This is a genomic window from Micromonospora sp. NPDC007208 (assembly GCF_042869175.1).
In the GTDB taxonomy this organism is placed as follows: Bacteria; Actinomycetota; Actinomycetes; order Mycobacteriales; family Micromonosporaceae; genus Micromonospora; species Micromonospora foliorum.
Window position 1 is genome coordinate 45,205 of the sequence record NZ_JBIAFG010000004.1, and the last position, 18,218, is coordinate 63,422.

General features: G+C 69.6%; 9 protein-coding genes. 3 read left to right on the plus strand and 6 right to left on the minus strand.

Annotated features, from left to right (window positions below):
• Positions 1-278 precede the first annotated feature (278 nt).
• Positions 279-9,740: a LamG-like jellyroll fold domain-containing protein gene (locus tag ACFYL6_RS09390; protein WP_387169609.1), complete on the minus strand. Its 9,462-nt coding sequence runs from the start codon at positions 9,738-9,740 to the stop codon at positions 279-281.
• A 716-nt stretch (positions 9,741-10,456) separates the two neighbouring features.
• On the opposite strand from ACFYL6_RS09390, the gene ACFYL6_RS09395 reads away from it, so the two are divergent.
• A complete protein-coding gene (locus ACFYL6_RS09395) occupies positions 10,457-12,427 on the plus strand; it encodes a tachylectin-related carbohydrate-binding protein (RefSeq protein ID WP_387169611.1) in 1,971 nt (656 codons plus the stop codon).
• Between the two features lie 194 nt (positions 12,428-12,621).
• A complete protein-coding gene (locus ACFYL6_RS09400; RefSeq protein WP_387169613.1) occupies positions 12,622-13,263 on the plus strand; it encodes a hypothetical protein in 642 nt (213 codons plus the stop codon).
• Between the two features lie 23 nt (positions 13,264-13,286).
• Here the strand turns inward: ACFYL6_RS09400 and ACFYL6_RS09405 are convergent, their stop codons facing one another.
• From ACFYL6_RS09405 to ACFYL6_RS09425, 5 genes are all read right to left on the minus strand, one after another.
• Positions 13,287-13,805, minus strand: a complete 519-nt coding sequence (locus tag ACFYL6_RS09405) for a 2'-5' RNA ligase family protein (RefSeq protein ID WP_387169615.1) — start codon at positions 13,803-13,805, stop codon at positions 13,287-13,289.
• A gap of 117 nt (positions 13,806-13,922) precedes the next feature.
• Complete coding sequence (locus tag ACFYL6_RS09410) at positions 13,923-14,108, minus strand: DUF397 domain-containing protein (RefSeq protein WP_387169617.1); 186 nt, start codon at positions 14,106-14,108, stop codon at positions 13,923-13,925.
• Positions 14,105-14,872 (minus strand): DUF5753 domain-containing protein, encoded by a 768-nt coding sequence (locus tag ACFYL6_RS09415; protein WP_387169619.1) that lies wholly within the window; start codon positions 14,870-14,872, stop codon positions 14,105-14,107. Before ACFYL6_RS09415 ends, ACFYL6_RS09410 begins: the two co-directional genes overlap by 4 nt.
• A 267-nt stretch (positions 14,873-15,139) precedes the next feature.
• Positions 15,140-15,745, minus strand: a complete 606-nt coding sequence (locus ACFYL6_RS09420) for a DNA-binding response regulator (RefSeq protein ID WP_387169621.1) — start codon at positions 15,743-15,745, stop codon at positions 15,140-15,142.
• Positions 15,742-16,896, minus strand: coding sequence for a sensor histidine kinase (locus ACFYL6_RS09425; protein ID WP_387169623.1), 1,155 nt, complete (start codon positions 16,894-16,896; stop codon positions 15,742-15,744). The genes ACFYL6_RS09420 and ACFYL6_RS09425 overlap by 4 nt, the downstream gene beginning before the upstream one ends.
• Positions 16,897-17,028: 132 nt before the next feature.
• Between ACFYL6_RS09425 and ACFYL6_RS09430 the strand changes: the two genes are divergently transcribed.
• Positions 17,029-17,928, plus strand: coding sequence for a hypothetical protein (locus ACFYL6_RS09430; protein WP_387169625.1), 900 nt, complete (start codon positions 17,029-17,031; stop codon positions 17,926-17,928).
• Positions 17,929-18,218: the final 290 nt, after the last annotated feature.

Here is an 18,218-nt window from a genome sequence, read left to right on the forward strand (position 1 = left end):
CGCTCCAGCGCTTTCCGATCGTCACGAGACATATGGCTCAATGGGTCATTGAAACGAAGCCTGTCGGGGCGAGGGCCGACCGAGCCGTGGTAACGCCGACAGGACGCGCACCACGTGTAGCTAATAATCGTCGGCCTGCCCTGGCGGTCAGAACCGTACATGTACGTTCTGACTCCTTTGTTTCCACAAGCTGGGCACAGCCGTTCCACTGGCTGATCCACGAAGCGCGGCCCCGCAGCCAGCGCCTGCACCTCAGCTGCGTCAAACACTCGCATGGGTCAATTGCCTCTCGTCCGAGCATTAAACCTGTCCAACATCCGCCTACCATACGCCTCGGCCGCTTCCTCAAAACCGAGCGCACCCTTCGTTCGATGGTGGAAGATTTCGTGGAAGACCGTCGTGACGGCCTCATCCATATCTCTCAGCCCAAGGTCCGAGATCTGAATCAGAGGTTTCCCTGTGGCGCCCAGTTCTGGAACGCCATTGATATGAGGGCTGTTACCAAAAGCCAGGCCACCGTCCGGTTGCAAGATCTCCGGTACGCGCTCGACGTCGTATTTCCGGACGCTCATGCCAGCCCGGCCGAGGCTCCTCTTGAGCTGGCCGACCGTAACCGCAGCACCATTCCGTCCGCCAGGGAAACTCTGTGAGAAGCCACGGAAGGGTCCTATTTGAACGCCACGGCCAGCGGAAGTCAGCAGACCGCGTGCTTCTCCGATACCTGCGCTGAGCGCCTTGCTACCCGCCGACTGGAGACCCCCGCTCAGCCCGCGGATACCCGCTCCCAGCGCCTGGCCCGCGATGGAGCCGAGCGCACCGCCAGCAGCACCGAACAGGCCGCCCATCGCGGTGGCGCCGGCGAGGTCCCAGCCGCGCTTGCCGTCCATGTAGCCGGTGACCGCCGAGCCGACCGCGCCGGCGAGCGCCCCGCAGGCCACCGCTCCGACACCGGTCCAGCCGATGGCCGCGCCGCAACCCAGGCCGACGACGGCACCGACGGCGAAGCCGGCGATTTCGGCGGCGTGTTCGTCGACGAACTGGGTCGCCTTGTCCCACATCTTCTCGGCGCCCTCGACGAGCGGCGCCAACTTTTGTGCGGCTGCCAACCAGAGGTTCTGGCTGTACTTCTGCGGGTCCTTGATGGCCATTGTGGTGACCGCGACGACGCTGGCCGCCATCTTGAAGCCGGTGGAGACCACCTTGCCGAGCGCGATGAGCGGCTTCGTCAGGGCCTGGATCACCGGCAGCTTGGTGAACTTGACCGCTTTTTGGATGGCTGACTTCGCGGCGGCTGTCACCGCGACCTTGGCCTGGTGGATGCGTTGGGCGACGAGTTGTCTCTGCTGTTTCGCCCAGTCGGCAGCGCGGGAGAGCTGGTTGAGTCCGGATTGGATCTTACTGCCGACGTAGCGGACGGCGTTCATCGTCTTTTCGCCGATCCACTTCGCGGTGCTGGAGATAGCCCGCCCGACCGCCTTGAGGCCGGAGACCGCGAGGTTGACGGTGTAGGAGACGAAGCTCCTGGCACCGTTGTAGATCGAGGCGCCGACGTTGTACGCCGTGTTGACGACATTGGACGTGGCGTTCGCGACCGCGCTCGCGGCACGCTTCATCCAGCGCGGCCAGTGGCCGTCCGGGTCGTCGAAGTCCAGCGGGGCGCCAGCACCGTAGGTGTAGCGGTTGGCCAGGATCGAGTCGCCGGAGGTGTAGTTGACGCTGTCCCGCGAGGTGAACGTGCCGGTGCCGGGCTGGTACCAGCGGGCACCCATGTCGACCTGCCCGGTGTCGGGGTCGGTCCAGTCCCCCTGGAAGCCCAGTCGGCCGGTGCTGCCGGTGCTGGCCACCTTCTTGCCGAACGGGTCGTACGCGGTGGAGTCGTTGAGGGTGGACAGTTGGGTGTCGGCCGGGTTGATGGCCGCCACCACGTCACCGTGGGCGTCGGTCAGCGACAGCCGCTTGTTGGCGGCCTGGGCGGTGGCGAGCAGTTCGTCGTTCGGGCCGCGGCCGTAGTACTCGTACCCGTCGTGCACCACCTCGTCACCCAGGCCGGCGTAGACGAAGGAGTTGCCGGTCCGGGAGGCGACCCGGTCGAGGCCGTCGTAGGTGTAGGTCTGGTCCTGCGCCCCGGTGAGCCGGTCGAAGGCGTCGAAGGAGAACTGTTCGGCCAGTCCGGAGCTGGTGCGGGTCCGCAACGTGCCCCGAGCGGTGTACGCGTAGGTGTAGTCGCCGTCGGAGAGCAGCCGGTTGCGCTCGTCGAAGGTCGCGGTCTTGGACCCGGCCCGAACCCGGTTGCCGCTGGCGTCCCAGGCGTACGTGACGGTCCCGGCCGGGCTGGTCCAGGAGATCAGCCGGCCGGCCTTGTCGTAGTCGTAGGTGTTCGCGCCGGCGCCGGCGGTGCCGGTGCCGGTGGTGTTCTTACTGGTGAGGTGGCCGTTCAGGTCGAAGCCGTAGGTGACCGAGGCCACCGTCTGACCACCCGCGTTGCGCAGCACGTCGCTGGCGACCCGCCCGTAGTCGTCGTAGCCGAAGGTGCGGACGCGGCCGGCGCCGTAGTCGACGGTCTTGACGTCACCGGCGGCGTCGTAGTCAAGCTTCTGCTGCTGGCCGGTGATGCTGTCGGTGAGCGTGTCGAGGCGACCCTTGATGTAGCCGAAGGTGGCCGTGCCGGTCAGGTCGGTGCGGCTGGTCACCCGGCCGTCGTCGTTGTAGTCGAAGCTCGCCGTACCGGACGGGCCGGCGGTGGACAGCAGCCCGCCTCGGTCGTTCCAGCTGTACGTGTTGCTGCCACCGGGAGCGTTGACACTGGTCAAGCGCCCGTCCTGGTCGTAGTCCAGGGTCCGGGTCGCGGTCGGCGTGTCACCCCCGGAGCCGGTCTCCACGGTCAGTCGACCGGCCGCGTCGTAGGTCCGCGTGCGGCTCACCCCACCCGGGGCGCTGAGCCGCACCGCGTTGCCGTCAGCGTCGTACGCGACGGTCCAGGTGCGGTCCGCGGCGGCCGGGTGGCTCGCCGTGGACGGCTCGATCGCCGACTCCGGCAGACCCAGAGTGTTGTACGTGTAGATGGTGGAGTTGTTGCGGCCGTCGGTGTAGCGGGTGCGGTTACCGGCGGCGTCGTACCCGAACGTGGTGGTGATCGGGTCCGCGTCGGTCGGCTCGACCTGCTTGACGAGTTGGTCCGCCGCGTCGTACTCGAAGGTGGTGACGGTGTTGTAGGGGTCCTTCGACGAGGTCATGTTGCCGGCCACGTCGTAGCCGTAGGTCTGGCTGCGCAGGACCGTGCCGTCGGCCTTGAGGTTGAGGGTGCTGACCCGGTTGCCGAGCTGGTCGTACCCGATCCGGGTGGTGCGGCCGAGGCCGTCGGAGACCCGGACCTGGCGGCCGGCGAAGTCGTACCCGAAGATCGTGGCCTCGCCTGTCGGCGCGGTGCTGCGGGTGATGTCGCCGGCCCCGTTGAAGGTGTTGACAGTGGTCGCCCCGGTCGGGGACGACGACGAGGTCAGGTTGCCCGCGTCGTCGTAGGCGAGCTTGCTGACCAGGTTGCGGGTGGTCGGCCGACGCTCGACGACGGTCTGGGTGACCTGCCGGTCGAGGTCGTCGTAGGTCGACTCGACCCGGGCGCCGGTCGGGCCGGTGACCGAGAGGACCTCACCGGTGCGGGTGTAGGTGTAGCGGGTGAGGGCGCGGTCGTCGTTGGTCTTCGACGGCTCGTCCCGGACGGTCAGCCGGTTGAGCTGGTCGTAGGTGTAGCTGGTGACGCCCGCCGGGTCGGTCTCCTCCAGCACGTTGCCCACGGCGTCGTAGCGGCGCTTGTGCTCAGGGGTGACCGTCTGGGACACCCCGGGTGCCTGGTACGTCGGCGCGAGGCTGCGCACCACCCGGCCGAGCTTGTCGTACTCGGAGGTGGAAACCCGCCCGAGCGGGTCCTTGACCGCGACCTGCTCACCGAAGGTGTTGTAGCCGACCGAGCTGGTCGGGTTGGTGGAGACGGCCGGGTTGCCGTCGCTCTCGGCCAGGACGGTCGGGCCGCTCTGCCCGACCTGACGGCCCAACTCGTCGTAGCGGAAGGTGCTGGTGTACTTCGCCTTGTCGGCGCCGCTGACGTTGCCGCGCGGGTCGGTGACCGAGGTACGCAGGCCGCGACGGTCGTACGCGTAGCTGGTCACCCTGGTCTCGCTGCCGGCGGTGACCTTTTCGGTGAGCACGTTGCCGGCGTCGTCGTAGGTGTAGTCGACGACCTCGGAGGTGGCCAGCACCTCCCAGTTCAGGTTCGACGGATTGCCGGTGCGGACGGTCTGGGTGACGTTGCCGTTGAGGTCGTAGGTGAAGGTGTTGGTGCGGCGCACTCCGCTCGGGTCCAGCACGGTGCTCTTCACCTTGCCGGTCTTGTCCGGCGTGTGGTCGGTGATCTGGGTGCCGTTGGCACCGACCTTGCGGGTCACGTTGCCGGCGCCGTCGTAGGTGTTCTCCTCGACGACGTAGTCCCGCTTGGAGCCGTCGGGGTTACGGAAGTCCTTGAGGGTGATCTTCTCCAGCAGGTCGTCGCGGTAGTACTTGTACTCCAGTCGCCGGCCCATGGCGTCGGTGTCGCTGGCCAGCCGCCCGGCGAAGTCGTACGAGTAGGAGTGCAGGACCAGGTAGTCGCCGGTGCCGGTGCCCGGGGTGCCGGCCGGGTCGCTGCGCCAGTCCCGCAGCCGCACCTCGGCCACCTTGTTCTGCGCGGTGTACGCCCAGTCGTAGCGGTTGCCGTTGGCGTCGGTCATGGTCGTCTTGTTGCCGAACCGGTCGTACCCGTAGCTGGTCTCGTTGCCCTCGGGGTCGACGACCCGGACCGGCCGGCCCTCGTCGTCGTAGTCGGTGCTGGTGACCCGCTCGGGGTCCCCGCCGAGCAGGTCGGAGACGGTGACCTTGGTGGGGTTGCCGTCGGCGTCGTACTCGTTGACCGTCCGGCTCTGGTGCTGCTTGCCGGTGACGGCGTCGGTGGTGACCGGGCCGGTGACGGTGGCGACTCGCGAGTGTCCGTCGTAGGTGATCGTGGTGGTGACACCCGCGGGATAGGTGTCGGAGATGACCTTCTCGGTGATCCGTCGGCCGAGCGCGTCGTAGGTGTACTCGGTCACCAGCCCGGATGGCTCGGTCACCTTGTACAGGTCACCGTTCGTGTAGTACGCGTAGCGGGTCACCTTGGAGCGCCCGTCGGAGCTGGTGGCCAACAACCCGGACGGGGAAATGCCGTTGATGCCGGCTTCCGCGCCCGTGGTGTAGGTGTGGGTGACCGTGCTGCCGTCGGGGTTGCCCTGGCTGAGGAGCTGACCGGTGTAGTGGTACGAGAAGGTGGTCCGGTAGTTGTTGTCGGTCGGTCCGCTGGAGCGGCCGTCGCGCTGCTCCACCGCCAGGTCGACGCGCGGGTCGAACTGGTCGGTGATGGTGGTCGAGTAGGTGTAGTAGTTCGTGAAGCACTGCGTGGAGGTGCGGCAGCTCTTGCGGGTGGCGAGACGACCCTTGCTGTCGTACGTCATCTCCACCGTGTCACCGTTCTCGTTGGTGACCTTGCTCTGCTGGCCGTCCTCGTTGTAGGAGAACGAGCGGATGGCCATGCCGTCCAACGGGTGCCGCACGAAGATCGGCCCACCGGCGTCGCCGGGGATCACCGTGCAGAAGGCCGGGTCGTTCGGGTCGGGCTGGGTGCAGACCTCGGTCGGCGGCGGGGTCGGCGTCGGGCTGGTCTGCCCGGGGCGGTCCTCCTCGCGGGTCTCCAGTCCTAGCGGGGTGCCCGAGCGCAGCAGCCGACCGGCGAGCGCGTCGTACTCGTACAGGTAGGGGCGGTTGGCCGGGTCGAGGACCTGGACGCTGCGCCGCAGGTCGGTGTCGCCGCCGTAGACGGTGGGTTGGCCCACCTTCCAGGTGCCGCCGTTGTCGTCGGTGTACTCCTTGACCCGGTCGGTGGCCGTGTCGTACTCGACCTCGGTGGCGACCCGGCCGCTGGGCAGGGTGACCCGGGTCAGTTGCTGGGCGGCCGGCTTGGCGTACTGGAAGTGCGCCTTGGCCGTGTCCGGGCCGACCGGGTGGGAGTAGACGGCGACCTCGTCGATCGTGCCGGCGAAGTTGCGCTGGGCGGTGCCGCCCCAGGCGGGCCAGGAACTGGGCGTGGTCGCCGACGCGAGGCCGACCTGGTTGAACGTCAGCAGCGAGTGCTCGATCGGCTGCCCGGCCAGGTCACCGACCTTGACGCCGTCGAGGTACATGGTCTGGGTGTTGGCCATCGCGGAGAGCACCACGTGGTGCCACGTGTTGTCGTTGACGGTCTTGCCCGAGGTGATCGGTGCGATCGTGCCGGTGGCGAACTGGCCGCGCAGTTTGCCGTCGCTGCCGGTGTAGAGCAGCGGAACGCCGCTGGTGGCGGCGGTGCCGACGGCCTTGTCCTGGTAGCCGATGAGCGGGCCACCGGTCTGGGTCAGGCCGATCTTGAACCACAGCTCGACGGAGACGTCGCGGCTCTTCTTCACCAGGCCCTTGGGCAGTTCGAGGTACGCCGAGGTGCCGTTGAAGGCGGCGGCGGTGCCGTTGGTGCCCTCCAGCACGCCGGGCTGGCCCAGGGTGACGTTGTTGCGGTACGTGCCGGCGTCCTTGCCGAGGTTGATCGCCACGTCGCTGGCCGCGCCGGTGCCCTCGGCCTCGCCGAGGTGGTAGTACGAGTCGGGCTTGGCGTCGAGAACGGCGGTGCGGTAGTGCGAACCGGCCGTGTAGTCGTAGTTGGTGCAGGCGGACTCCGGGCCGCAGACCTTGGTCAGCAGGTCACCGTTGTACGTGTAGTTCCAGGTCAGCCTCGCGCCGTTGACCTGGTCGGTGCTGACCGTGGCGATGTGGTTGCCGTTCCACGTGAAGGTCAGCGAACGGCCGGCGGTGTTGGTCTGGCTGTTGGAGACCTGGGCCTTGGCGAGCTTGCCGGTCATCGGGTCGAGGGTCAGGTTGACCGAGTGCCCGGAGTTGTCGGTGATCTTCTGGAGTTTGTTGAGCAGGGAGAACTGGTAGGTGCTGCCGGAGCGGTCGACAAGCTTCCAGTTGCTGCTGTCGACAGTGAGCTTCGCGACCCGGCCCGGCGGCGGCGCGTACGTGCCGTCCGGGTTCTTGCCGAACCGCACCTCCTGGCCGTCCGGGTAGCGGACCACCACGTTGCCGGTGCCGTCGTTGTCCGGGACCAGCGTCATGTCGTACCGGCTGGACCAGCCGGCGCCGAAGACGCCGGTCGTGCGGGGGTCGAGGCTGTTGTAGGTGCGGACCAGGTTCAGCTCCGGACCGACGGTAACCACCGTGGCGTCCACCGCGGAGGTGGCGAAGTTGCCGGTCTGCGCGTCGAACTCGCGGCCCTGCTCGGCGTTGGGTGAGGTGGCGATGCGGGACAGCAGGTCCGGCTGTGGCACCGAGCTGATCATCGTCGAGTACGGCGAGATGACCTCGTTGGCGCTGTCCTTGACGAAGGACCGCCACAGGTAGCTCTTGCCCCAGACCATCCGGCCGGCGGGCACCACCCAGGACTGCTTGGCCTGGTAGCCGGAGTTGGTGCAGTTGGTCGCCGCGCCGGCGTCGGTCCGGTCGCAGATCTCGAACTTGAACGACAGGGTGGCACCGGGTGCGGCGTCGGTGTCCACGGCCCGGGCCCAGAGCAACGGGGTGAGCGTCGGAGCCTGGTAGCCGTTTTCCGGGTAGAGCTCCTGCACCACCGGCGGAACGTCGAACACCTGGAGCACGATCCGACCGGGTGGCACCTGGTGGTCGGTGAAGACCGCCCCACCGGTACGCACCATGGTGAAGTCGAGGAAGTAGGAGCCGGGCTCCAACCGCTTCACGGTCGCGTCGAGGGTGACCTTCGCGCCACGGGCCAGGGTGGAGGGCAGGTTGGCCGCCCGCTGCTGGGTCACCGCGGCGCCGGTCTGCGCGTTGTAGACCCGGTACGCGAGGTAGTAGTTGGCCGGCGTCCACGCCTCGGCGCCGAGGTTGGTGACGGTCACCTTCACCTTGCCGTCCTGGTTACGCAGGACGGGCGGCTCCGGGGTGGGCTTCGGGATCGCGTACCCGGCGTTGTACGGGCTGTGTGTGAGGTAGAGCGCCGGGGGGTTGGCCGTGCCGGTACCGGCGAACTTCTTCCACGCCGAGGTGTCGGTCGTGGACGCGCGCAGCGAGAGACCGTTGTTGGCCTGCTGGCCGTTGACCCAGCGCTGGACCAGGTTGCGGCCGGCGGCGCCGAGGTCGAACATCTCCCCCGCTGCCGGGCAGGCGGACTGGGACTGGCCGAGGGCGACGTACCCGTGGGCGAACGAGCGGCTGACCAGCGAGCCACCCACCGCCGGCCCGGGATACGAGTAGCCGGTGCCGGCCGACCACGACCCGGTGACCGGGTGGACGGTGACCGCGCGTGCCTTACAGGAGGCCGCGTCGAAGTTGACCGCCGAGAGCGCCGCGCCGTGGATGGTGTGGTTCTGGAGTCGGCTGACCAGGTCGCCGAACTTGAGGTAGGCCGCCGCGTTGGACCCACCGGAGCGGCCGACGAGCAGCTCGCTGCTGCCGGACGTGGAGCTGTCTCCGTGCACGTACATGCTGCTGTCGGCCTTGACCGCGTCGACCGGCGGGCCGACCGTCGGGTCGACCTCCACCGGGTAACGCCGGGCCGGATCGGTCAGCCAGGCCCGGTCGGGGGTGACCTTCAGCGCCGTCTGCCCACCCGTGGTGACCAGCTCGTAGGCGACCTTGGTGGAGGTGGCGGGACCATCCGTGCCCGAGCCGGCGTCCACCATGTAACCCGGCGGGATGACCCCGCGCTGGTGCCCGTCGCGGTCGCTGAGGACGACCTGACCGTCGACCAGCTTCGCGGTGAGGTTGCGCAGGCTCAGCGGGAACACGTACGAGGTGGGCGCCTTCGCCGAGTGCAGGACCAGGGTTTCCTTCACGCCACCGGCCCGGGGCTCCAGGCGCAGGTCGACGTCGGGGCGTACGCCGGGGTAGGTGACGGCGTTCCCGTCCACCCGGCCCGGCGCGTTGGTCGCCTCGGCCAGACCGAAGCCGAACTCGGTGTCACCGTCGAAGCGCAGCCGGGCCAGCTGGCTCGCGGCCCCGTTGCCGGCGAGGTGCAGACCGACCGAGTCGGCGGTGGTCCCCCACCCGTCGGCGGCCGGAACCAGAGTGTGGTCGATGGGCGCCCAGGTGCCGTCCGGCTTGCGGTAGTTGACCGCAGCGGAGGAGAACTCGGTGGTTTGGGTGCCGTCGGCGTTGTCGAACACCCGCTGGTTGACGTCGCGCTCGGCCGGCCGTTCCCGACTGGTCCGCTTGTCGAAGCCCTTGGTGTCGTCGACGGGCGCGGTCGCCACCGACGCCTTGTTGCGGCCGGGGGCGGGCTTGTCGGCGAGCTTGTGCAGCGGGTACTGCCCGCGCTGCGACTTCGGCAGGTCCCGGTTGGGTCGTCCGGGCGTCACGTGTGCCTTGCCCGCCGCCGAGCCCCACGCCTGAGTCGGCTTCGTGCCGCCACCCCGACCGGTGGAGGCGACACCGTCGCGGTCCCGAGCACCGCCCGCGGGCAGCGCGGTCACTCCACTGCCGCCCAGGTTGAGCATCAGCACGCCGGCCAGGGCGGCCGCCAGGACGGACCGGGTGGTGCCGGAGCCGAACACCGAGCGTTGCCGGGGTAGCCGACCACGCAGATCGGTCAGCCGACCGCGCGGGTCGGGCAGACGCCGAATGCTGAAGGACATGGTCACCCCTGGATCAAGGACGGGCTGAAGGCGGAGAGAGGCAAGCGAGAGCCGCGAGACCGGCGACGGTCACGCGGAGCCGTGGGTGATCGCCGTTTCCTTCACAGGCACGGCGGTACCACGTCGACCCATCGGTCGACGGAAATCTCAGGAGAAACGAAGAGGCAGATCGGGTGGGCGGAACTCACGTCGGAACGGGTCGCCCAACAAATCCGGTATCGCCTCGGCACGGCAGAAAGCCGCCAGGTTCGCGGTCACAGCTTCACACCCCCGTGTGCTGCTACTTGTCGATATGCCGCTGTAGGTTGCAGCACACCCAATCGGCTGTCAAGCCGCTGCGGCGGAGGTCTTCCTGATCAGCACTACGACCTGGGACGATTACTTTCCGTCAAGACCCGGGTCATTTGGCGGCTTAAGTCCGTTTACTGCTCGCGTCGACCGGCTCCCGAATGTCCATCATGGACGCTGGCGAGGTTCACGCGTCGGACCGAGCCTCCACGCTTGGCAGGCGACCCACGGTCGTGCATGATGGGCCGCGACCGTGATGGATGAATCACTCGCCGTGCGCAGTGAATTCTTTGCATATGTGGCGGGAACCGCTGGTTAATCAATTCGCTACGGTCGTTCTATTATTCTCGGGGGAGGATGACACAAACGTGTCCCAGTTGACCAGAAAATCCGCACCACGGACGCATTCTCGGCGTCGATCGTTTGCGTTGACCGCCGCAGCGCTCATCGGTGCCGCCGGCCTCGTGGCACCGCTGCCGGCGTCTCCCGCACAGGCGGCGACCGACGCCTTCAGCTGCACCGGAGCGGCGGCGTTCTTCAACTCGACCACGACCGGCACGCTCGTCCGTCGCCAGTACAGCACCCCGGGCCGCGACGGCGGATCCTTCACCGCCGCCACCACCATCGGCCCCGCCGGTTGGCAGAACTTCGGTCGCATTCTGGGTGGGCCGGACGGCCGGGTCTACGGCATCAACTCGACCGGCCTGAACCGCTACCGATGGACGGGCAGCACCTGGGAAACCGTCGACGGCAAGCAGAGCTGGATCATCAGTACGAGCTTCACGAACTACGCGACGGCCAGCTTCCGTGACAAGATCACTGTGGACCAGATCGGCGACTTCTACGCTGTCGACGCCCAGGGCAAGCTGCGCTGGTACCGGTTCGACGAGCCGACGCGGACGTGGACCATCAACGCGCGCGTCATCGACACCGGCTGGGACCGGTACAACCTGATCGTGGCCGGCGCCCCCGGCGTCCTCTACGCCCGAGCGGCCGACGGCAGGCTCTACCGACACCGGTTCGACCCGGCGAGCCAGCGGTGGCTGCTCCGTGACCGCCTGGTTGGTTCGAGCGGCTGGCAGGGGTTCACCAAGGGGCTCTTCTCCGCCGGCGGAGACTCGCTCTTCGGCATCCAGGCCGACGGCGACCTGCTCCAGTACCGCTACCGCGAGGACAACCTGTCCTGGGCGCTGACCGCCGACCCGATCGGCACGGGCTGGGCCGGCTTCCCGAACGTCTTCACCACCACCAACACCTGCCGGCAGGGGGCGATCACCAGCCCCGCGCTGCCCGCCGCTCCGGTGCAGCAGAACGCCCCGTTGGCTGTCGCGCAGGCCCCGGCCGCCGGCACCGCGTTGGGCAGCCTGGAGATCGCCTACAGCGACAACATCGGCCAACTGCGGCACGGGCGCGCGAACCCGGACTCGCTGTCTTCGATCCAGTGGTCACCGGTGCCCGGCACGGAGGCGTACACCGGCAAGCCGTCCGTGGTCTCGGACGCTCAGAACCGGGTCACCATCGTCGCCCACGAGACCACCAGCAACGTGGGTTCGTTGACCCAGAAGACGCCGGCCATGCCGGACTGGAACCCGTGGCTCGCCCTCGGTGGGGCGATGCGCTCGGAGCCAACCGCCGTCCGTCTCTCCGACGACACGCGCGCGGTCTTCGCCCTGGACGCCGATGGCGGGCTGTGGAGCCGCCGACAGGACGGCACCGCCGGAGATCTGCTTCCCTGGACGCCGCTCGGCGGCGCCGGCCTGACCGGTACGCCGGTCGTCGTGCCGGGCACGGACGGCACGGCCACCCTCCTGGTGGCCAACGCGGCCGGCACCCTGCAAACCGCCACGTACAAGGGCGGCGCGCTGACCTCCGCCTGGGCAGGGCTGGGTGACGCCGGCTTCGTGGACACGCCGAGCGTGGTGACACTGCCCGGCCGTCGCCTGATGGTGTTCGCCCGACACAGCGACGGAGTGGTCAAGAGCCAGTTGCAGAACACCGACGGCACCTGGCCCGGCACCTGGAACGCGGTCGGTGACAGCGGCATCACTCCGGTGGGCTCCCCGGCCGCCGTCCTGAGCCCCAACACCGGGCGCATCTCGGTCTTCACCCGTACGGCCGACGGCACCATCCACCACAGCCGACAGACCGCCGCGGGCTCCACCGCCTGGGGCAACTGGGCCAGCGCGACCATCCAGGACGAGACCTACCCGACCGACCCGACGGCATTCGTCTTCCAGAACTCCAGCGGCACTCGACTCGGGTTCGTGAGCCGCACCGCCAACGGTTCGGTCCGGCTCTACGACATGGACGAGTCGGCCGCCTCGCTCACCACCCGGAACGCCGCCTCCACCGGCGTCTCGTTCAACCGGCGGGAGATCCCGCAGCCGCGCGACAACTGATCAGGGTCCGGCCGGCGGCCGTCGGGGCGACACGCCCCGACGGCCGCATCGGCTTGCCTACGGCCCTACTCTGAAGGAGCCGCGGCGCCACTTCGGCAAGTCGGGGCCTTAGCGCCTGCACGCCGGGCGGATAGAAGCAACGCATGATCTGGACGAAGTTCAGAAGCGACCGTGTCCCCCGCCGACTCCGCGCCGTGTCCGACCTGCGGTTTCCTGCCAGCGGACGTCAACATCTACGAAACCGGTATCCCCACCTCAGCGACGACGACATCGTTCTCGTCGAGACCGCGACCCGGCAGTGGTTCCGGATCATCGCCCGCCAGCCCAGCGCGAAGCTGTCGATGCCGTCGGTGGTCGTGGACGATCTGTGGCAGGAACTGACCCTGCATGCGCAGGACTACGCCACCTTCTGCGACGCCGCGTTCGGGCGCCTCCCGCACCCCCAGCCGAGGTCTGCGACAAGCGGCGACACGACCGACGCCGACCGACGCCCACTACTGCTCACCACGCTGAGCCACGGCCGGCGGGACGAGGGTTCTGGCCCGACCGGCCTTCCCCTGCTGTTCCGTGTGGACGAGGAACTCCGCGTCCACGATGGCAACCGCTACCTGGCCGACTGCGGAGGCCGTGGCGAATGCTTCCCGGTTTCCGGCCGGGTCTGCCTGCAACACCTCGCCGGGCCGGGCAAGCGACCCAAGCCACCCGGCATTCGCGGCGACCTGCCCTTCAACGACGGCCGTCACGGCTACGCCGGCGGTGCGGGTGGCAGTGGCGGCGGCGAGTTCAGCGGCGGGGGCGACGGCGGAGGCGGCGACGGCGGTGGAGGCAGCAACTGAGGCTTCGGACGACGCGTGAGACCTCAGCCGCCCCTGCTCAGCGGGGTCACTGACCGGTCCGTGCCGTCGTAGCTGCGGGCGGCGTCGAAGTCGCCCGTCGGGCGCTGCCCACCGGTGACGGCGCGGGCCAGCCGCAGGTCCGCGTTGCGGAACCGCAGCGCCAGGCTCAGGTGCGGCACCCACACGTCCGGCGCGTGCCACGGGCGGTGTCCGTCGGCCTCGGCGAGGACATCCCAGACGGCGGCGTGCAGCGCGCTCAGCGCCGGGGTGGGTCGGACGATCCAGACCAGCGGGGCGCTGCCGTCGAGGACGACGACCCGGTCGAGCGTCACCGGCACCGGCAGCGCGGCATCGAACAACCCGGCCAGGCGGTGCTCGACCCCCGGTGGGAACTCGTCGACGGCGGCGAGGGTGAGGTGCGGCCGGTTGGTCGGATGGATGTTGCGGGCCAGGCTCGGCAAACCGGCGGCCGCCAGCCGGCCCCAGACCGCCCGGACCGCGACCTCCAGGCCGGGCGAGCAGACCAATTCCACCGTACGCACGCACCCACGCTAGCCGGATCGTCCCGCAGACCGGCACCGAGCAGCACTTTTGGACCGGGCTCGGTCAGCGACAGGCCCTCGGCCGGTCAGCCGAGGGCCTGTCCTGTCGAGTGGGGGTCAGTGCCGGGCTCGCGCGAAGGCGACGAAGCCCCGCCACGCCTCCGACTGGAAGGTCAACGTCCCGCCGTCACGGTCCTTCGTGTCGCGGACCAGGACGATGCCCGGCAGGTTGTCGGCGACCTCCACACACGACCCACCGTTGTTGCCGCTCTTGGTGCTCTTACGCCACTGCGCGCCGGTCACGTCCATGATGATGCCGCTTCCCTGAGCAGGTCTAGGGACTGTCCGCGAGAGAGAGCTTCGCCGCGAATGCGTTCCCATCGTCGGTCAAGAATAGCAATTTCTGCCTGCTGCTCAGTTATTTGTGCCTGCGCCTGACCGTCGATGTGTGCCACGCGCCCACCGCCTTCCAACTCGGCGACGATGAACGGCCCGCCCAGGCCCGGGTACATCCCGACCGACGCGGGCACCACATAAACCTGCACCGACGGAAGCTGCGCGCACGTGACGAGGTGGTCGCACTGGTCGCGCATCAGGTCCCGATCGCCGTACGCCGAGCGCCGCAGTACCGCTTCGTCCATCACGGCGATCAGGAGGGGTGGTTGGTCGCGGTGGAGGATGTTCTGTCGCCCGATCCGGGCCTTGACGTATTGGTCGACCTCCTCGGTGGACAGTGGTTCGCCAGCCAGTGTCGCCCGTGCATACGCCTCGGTCTGCAAGAGGCCAGGCACCCACGCCAGCTCGTACCAACGCAGCGCCACCGCTTCTCGTTCCCAGTCGACCCATGCGCGCAGCCATGTCGGATCCCGGCGCTTCAGGACGTCCGGCCACAGGTCGATCACCTCTCGGCCGAGGATCGCGGCGACCTGGGCGCGGTGCCGCGTCTGCGGAATCCGGCCGGGGTTTGCCCAGCGGGCGGCCGTCTTAGGATCGACCCCGGTCTGAGCAGCGAGAGAGTCGGCCGTCTCACCACATTGGGTCATGGCCTCCACTACGGCGTGATTCATCCTCTGTCCTCCCCGGATATCCCGAACGTCCAGAGGCCATAGTGCAACGCAGTGTAGTTGCATCGCAACGGTCGGCAGGGTGATTCCAGACGGCGCGGCCGGCGGGGACCCCGAAACCGGCGGACGTGTTCGTGCCGGGGCCGCCCCTGAACGCGCACTCACGGGCGGCCCCTTCCAACGACCGAGAGGCAGAGCGACGTGCCCGAGGACGCCACGCATCCGGGCGCCCGGAAGGTGAGGACCTCCGTTGACCAGCCGGTACGACGGTCAGAGCCAGCCGTTGTCCCGGGCGGTACGGACGGCCTCGGCCCGGTCGGCGGCACCGAGCTTCTGCACGGCGGCGGAGAGGTGGTTGCGTACGGTGCCGGTCGACAGGTGCACCCGACGGGCGATCACGGCGACCGGGGCACCGACCTCGGCCAGCCGCAGCGTCTCCAGTTCCCGGGGAGTCAGCGGGCACGGGGGCAGGGTCAACGCGTCGGCGGCCAGCGACGGGTCGACGTAGCGGCCTCCGCCGTGCACCCGGCGGATCACGTCGGCGAGCGCCCAACCCGGCGAGCCCTTGGGCAGGAACCCTCGGGCGCCGGCGGTCAACGCCTGGCGCAGGTGCCCGGGTCGACCGTGCCCGGTCAGTACGACCACCGCGCAGTCGGGTCGGACCCGGGTCAGCTCGGCGGCTACGGCGATGCCGTCCAGGCCGGGCATCTCCAGGTCCACCACTGCCACGTCCGGACGGTGCGCCAGCGCGGCGGTAACGGCTGCCTTCCCATCGGCGGCGTGTGCCACCACCTCGATGTCCGGTTCCAGGCCGAGCAGCGCGGCGACGGCGACCCGGATCAGGTCCTCGTCGTCGGCGAGCAGGACGCGGATCACGACGGCGCCGGCACGGTGGCTTCGAGGGTGAAGATCGTGTCCTCCCGGCGTACCCGCAACTCGCCCCCGGCAGCGGCGAGCCGGTCGGCCAGCCCGCGCAGGCCGTGGCTGTGCGCGTCCGGGCCACGGTCGTCGGCGCCGTCGTTGGCCACGGTCATCTTGGCCACGTCATCCTCCCGGTCGATGCGGATCCGGCACCAGTCGGCCCGGCTGTGCCGCAGCACGTTGGTGCTCGCCTCGCGCAGCACCGCCGCCAGCTCGATCGCGGCGGGCTGCGGCAGGTCCGCCGGCAGTGGCAGGACCGTGCACCGCACCCCGCAGGAGCGCAGCACCCCCACCACCGCGGTGAGCTGTTCGTCGAGGTCGACGGCCCGGTAGCCGTGCACGGTCTCGCGTACCTCGGTGAGCGCGGAGGCGGCCAGGCGTTGCACCTCGGCGGCTTCCCGCCCGGCCCGTTCCGGGTCGACCGGGGCGAGCCGGGCGGCGAGTTCGGCCTTCAACGCGATCACCGTGAGGCGGTGCCCCAGCACGTCGTGCACGTCGCGGGCGAAGCGCAGCCGCTCCTCGGCGGCGGCCAGCCGCGCCTGGGCGGCCTGGCCCTGCCGGGCCTCCACGAGCAGGTCCCAGAACCAGACCTGGAACCCGTTGACGGCGGCGACGCCTACCCCGATGCCACCGGTCACCGCGAGGTGGCGCGGAACGGAACCACCAGTCCACCAGGCCACCGCTACCGCCACCGCCAGGACGCCGACCGCCACCGCCAGCGCGGCCCGCCAGCGCACCAGCAGCGGCGTCATGCCGATCAGCGCCGCACCGAGCCAGGCCCACGTCGGCCACCTGCCGGCCGCGACCGGGCCCACCAGCGGAACGGTCAGCACCGCCACGCCGACCAGGCTCAGCTCGGCGCGACGCCGCCAGCGCGGGTCGAGCCACGGCGTCACGGCCGCGTACAGGACGACGGTCTGGGCGATCACGAAGGCGAGGATGCCGACCGCGCCGAGCGCCACCCGGCCCCGGTCGGGCTCGCGGGTCAGGCCGACCGCCGGAAGCAGGACGCTCGCCCAGACACCGGTGGCCAGCGACACCAGCGTCGCCCGCCGGGCGCGGCGCAACCGGCGGTCCGCCCGGGGAGTCACCGCCTCGCTCGCCACGCACCGATCCTAGGACCGCCCCGCGCACGGTCCACCCCTGCGAACCGTCACGGTCGGACCGTGCGGTCCGCACGCTTTTCCCGTGACGAACAGGTCTGCCGGCCGCACCGGGGACACCGGCAGGGTCGAGGCATGGAAAAAACCCAGATGTACGCGGACACCAGCATCGTCGTACCGTCAGCCGGGTCGCTGCCCGGCGACCAGCCGGCGCCCACGGACGCGGTGTCGGTCGGCGGCACACGGCGGCTGCTGTGGCATCTCGCCGAGATGGCGCTGGCGATGGTCGCCGGGATGCTGCTGCTCGGGCCCCTGTGGGACACAGCCGGCGTCGCACTGGGGCTCACCGGGACGTTGGGCCGCCCGGATGTCGCGGCACTGGTGATGGCGACGAACATGACCGTCGGGATGACGGTGTGGATGCGCTACCGGGCGCACCAGTGGCGTGGGGTCGTCGAGATGGCCGCCGCGATGTACGTGCCGTTCCTGCTGGTGCTCGTCCCGTGGTGGGCCGGCCTGCTGGATGCCGACGCCCTGATGCTCGGCGGCCATCTGCTGATGGTGCCGGCCATGGTGCTGGTGGCGGTGCGCCATCGACACGAGGCGTCGGTGCCGGTGCGCCGGCATCCGGCCGTGGTAGCGCTCGCCCGCCGCTGGCCGGCCGGGTTGGCGGTGCTGTTGACCGCGGACATGTGGGTCGATCCGAGTGTGCTCAACCCGTGGACGATGCTGGTGCTGCCCGGTGGATACCTGCTGATCGGCGTGGTTCGCCGGACCCTGCGCGGGCCGGGGGTGCTCGCGACCCAGATGGTCGGCCTGGTGGTCTGGGTCGCCGTGACGCTTGTCGCCGTGGCGGTCGGGGGGCAAACGGCCGCGTGGCTGGTGGCGCTCGGGTGGCTGGTGCACGCCGGCTGGGACCTGGTCAACCACCGCACCGGCCGGGTGGTGCCACATGGGTACGCCGAATTCTGCGGAGTGCTCGACGCGGCACTTGGGGGCATCATGATCGTGGCGATCCTGACCGGCCCCCTCTGACCACGCCGGTCCGCCCGCCCCGCGCAAGCCGTCTCGACCTCGCCGATCTTGCACTTCCTGCTGGGACTTGTGCCGCGAATGGCGACAAAAGGGCGACAGGAAGTGCAAGATCGCCGGGGGCAGGCCGGGGTGCCGCGGGCACGTTACTCACGATCTGCCCAAGCACGGGAAACCTGCTTCTCCGCGACGTCCGAGGGAGCGTTTTTCCCCGAACCCGCCCCGATCTCGCATGCCTGGCACGGCGCTTGTCGCGCTCTTGTGGCGGTCGCCGCAACGGCCCGGACGGCGTG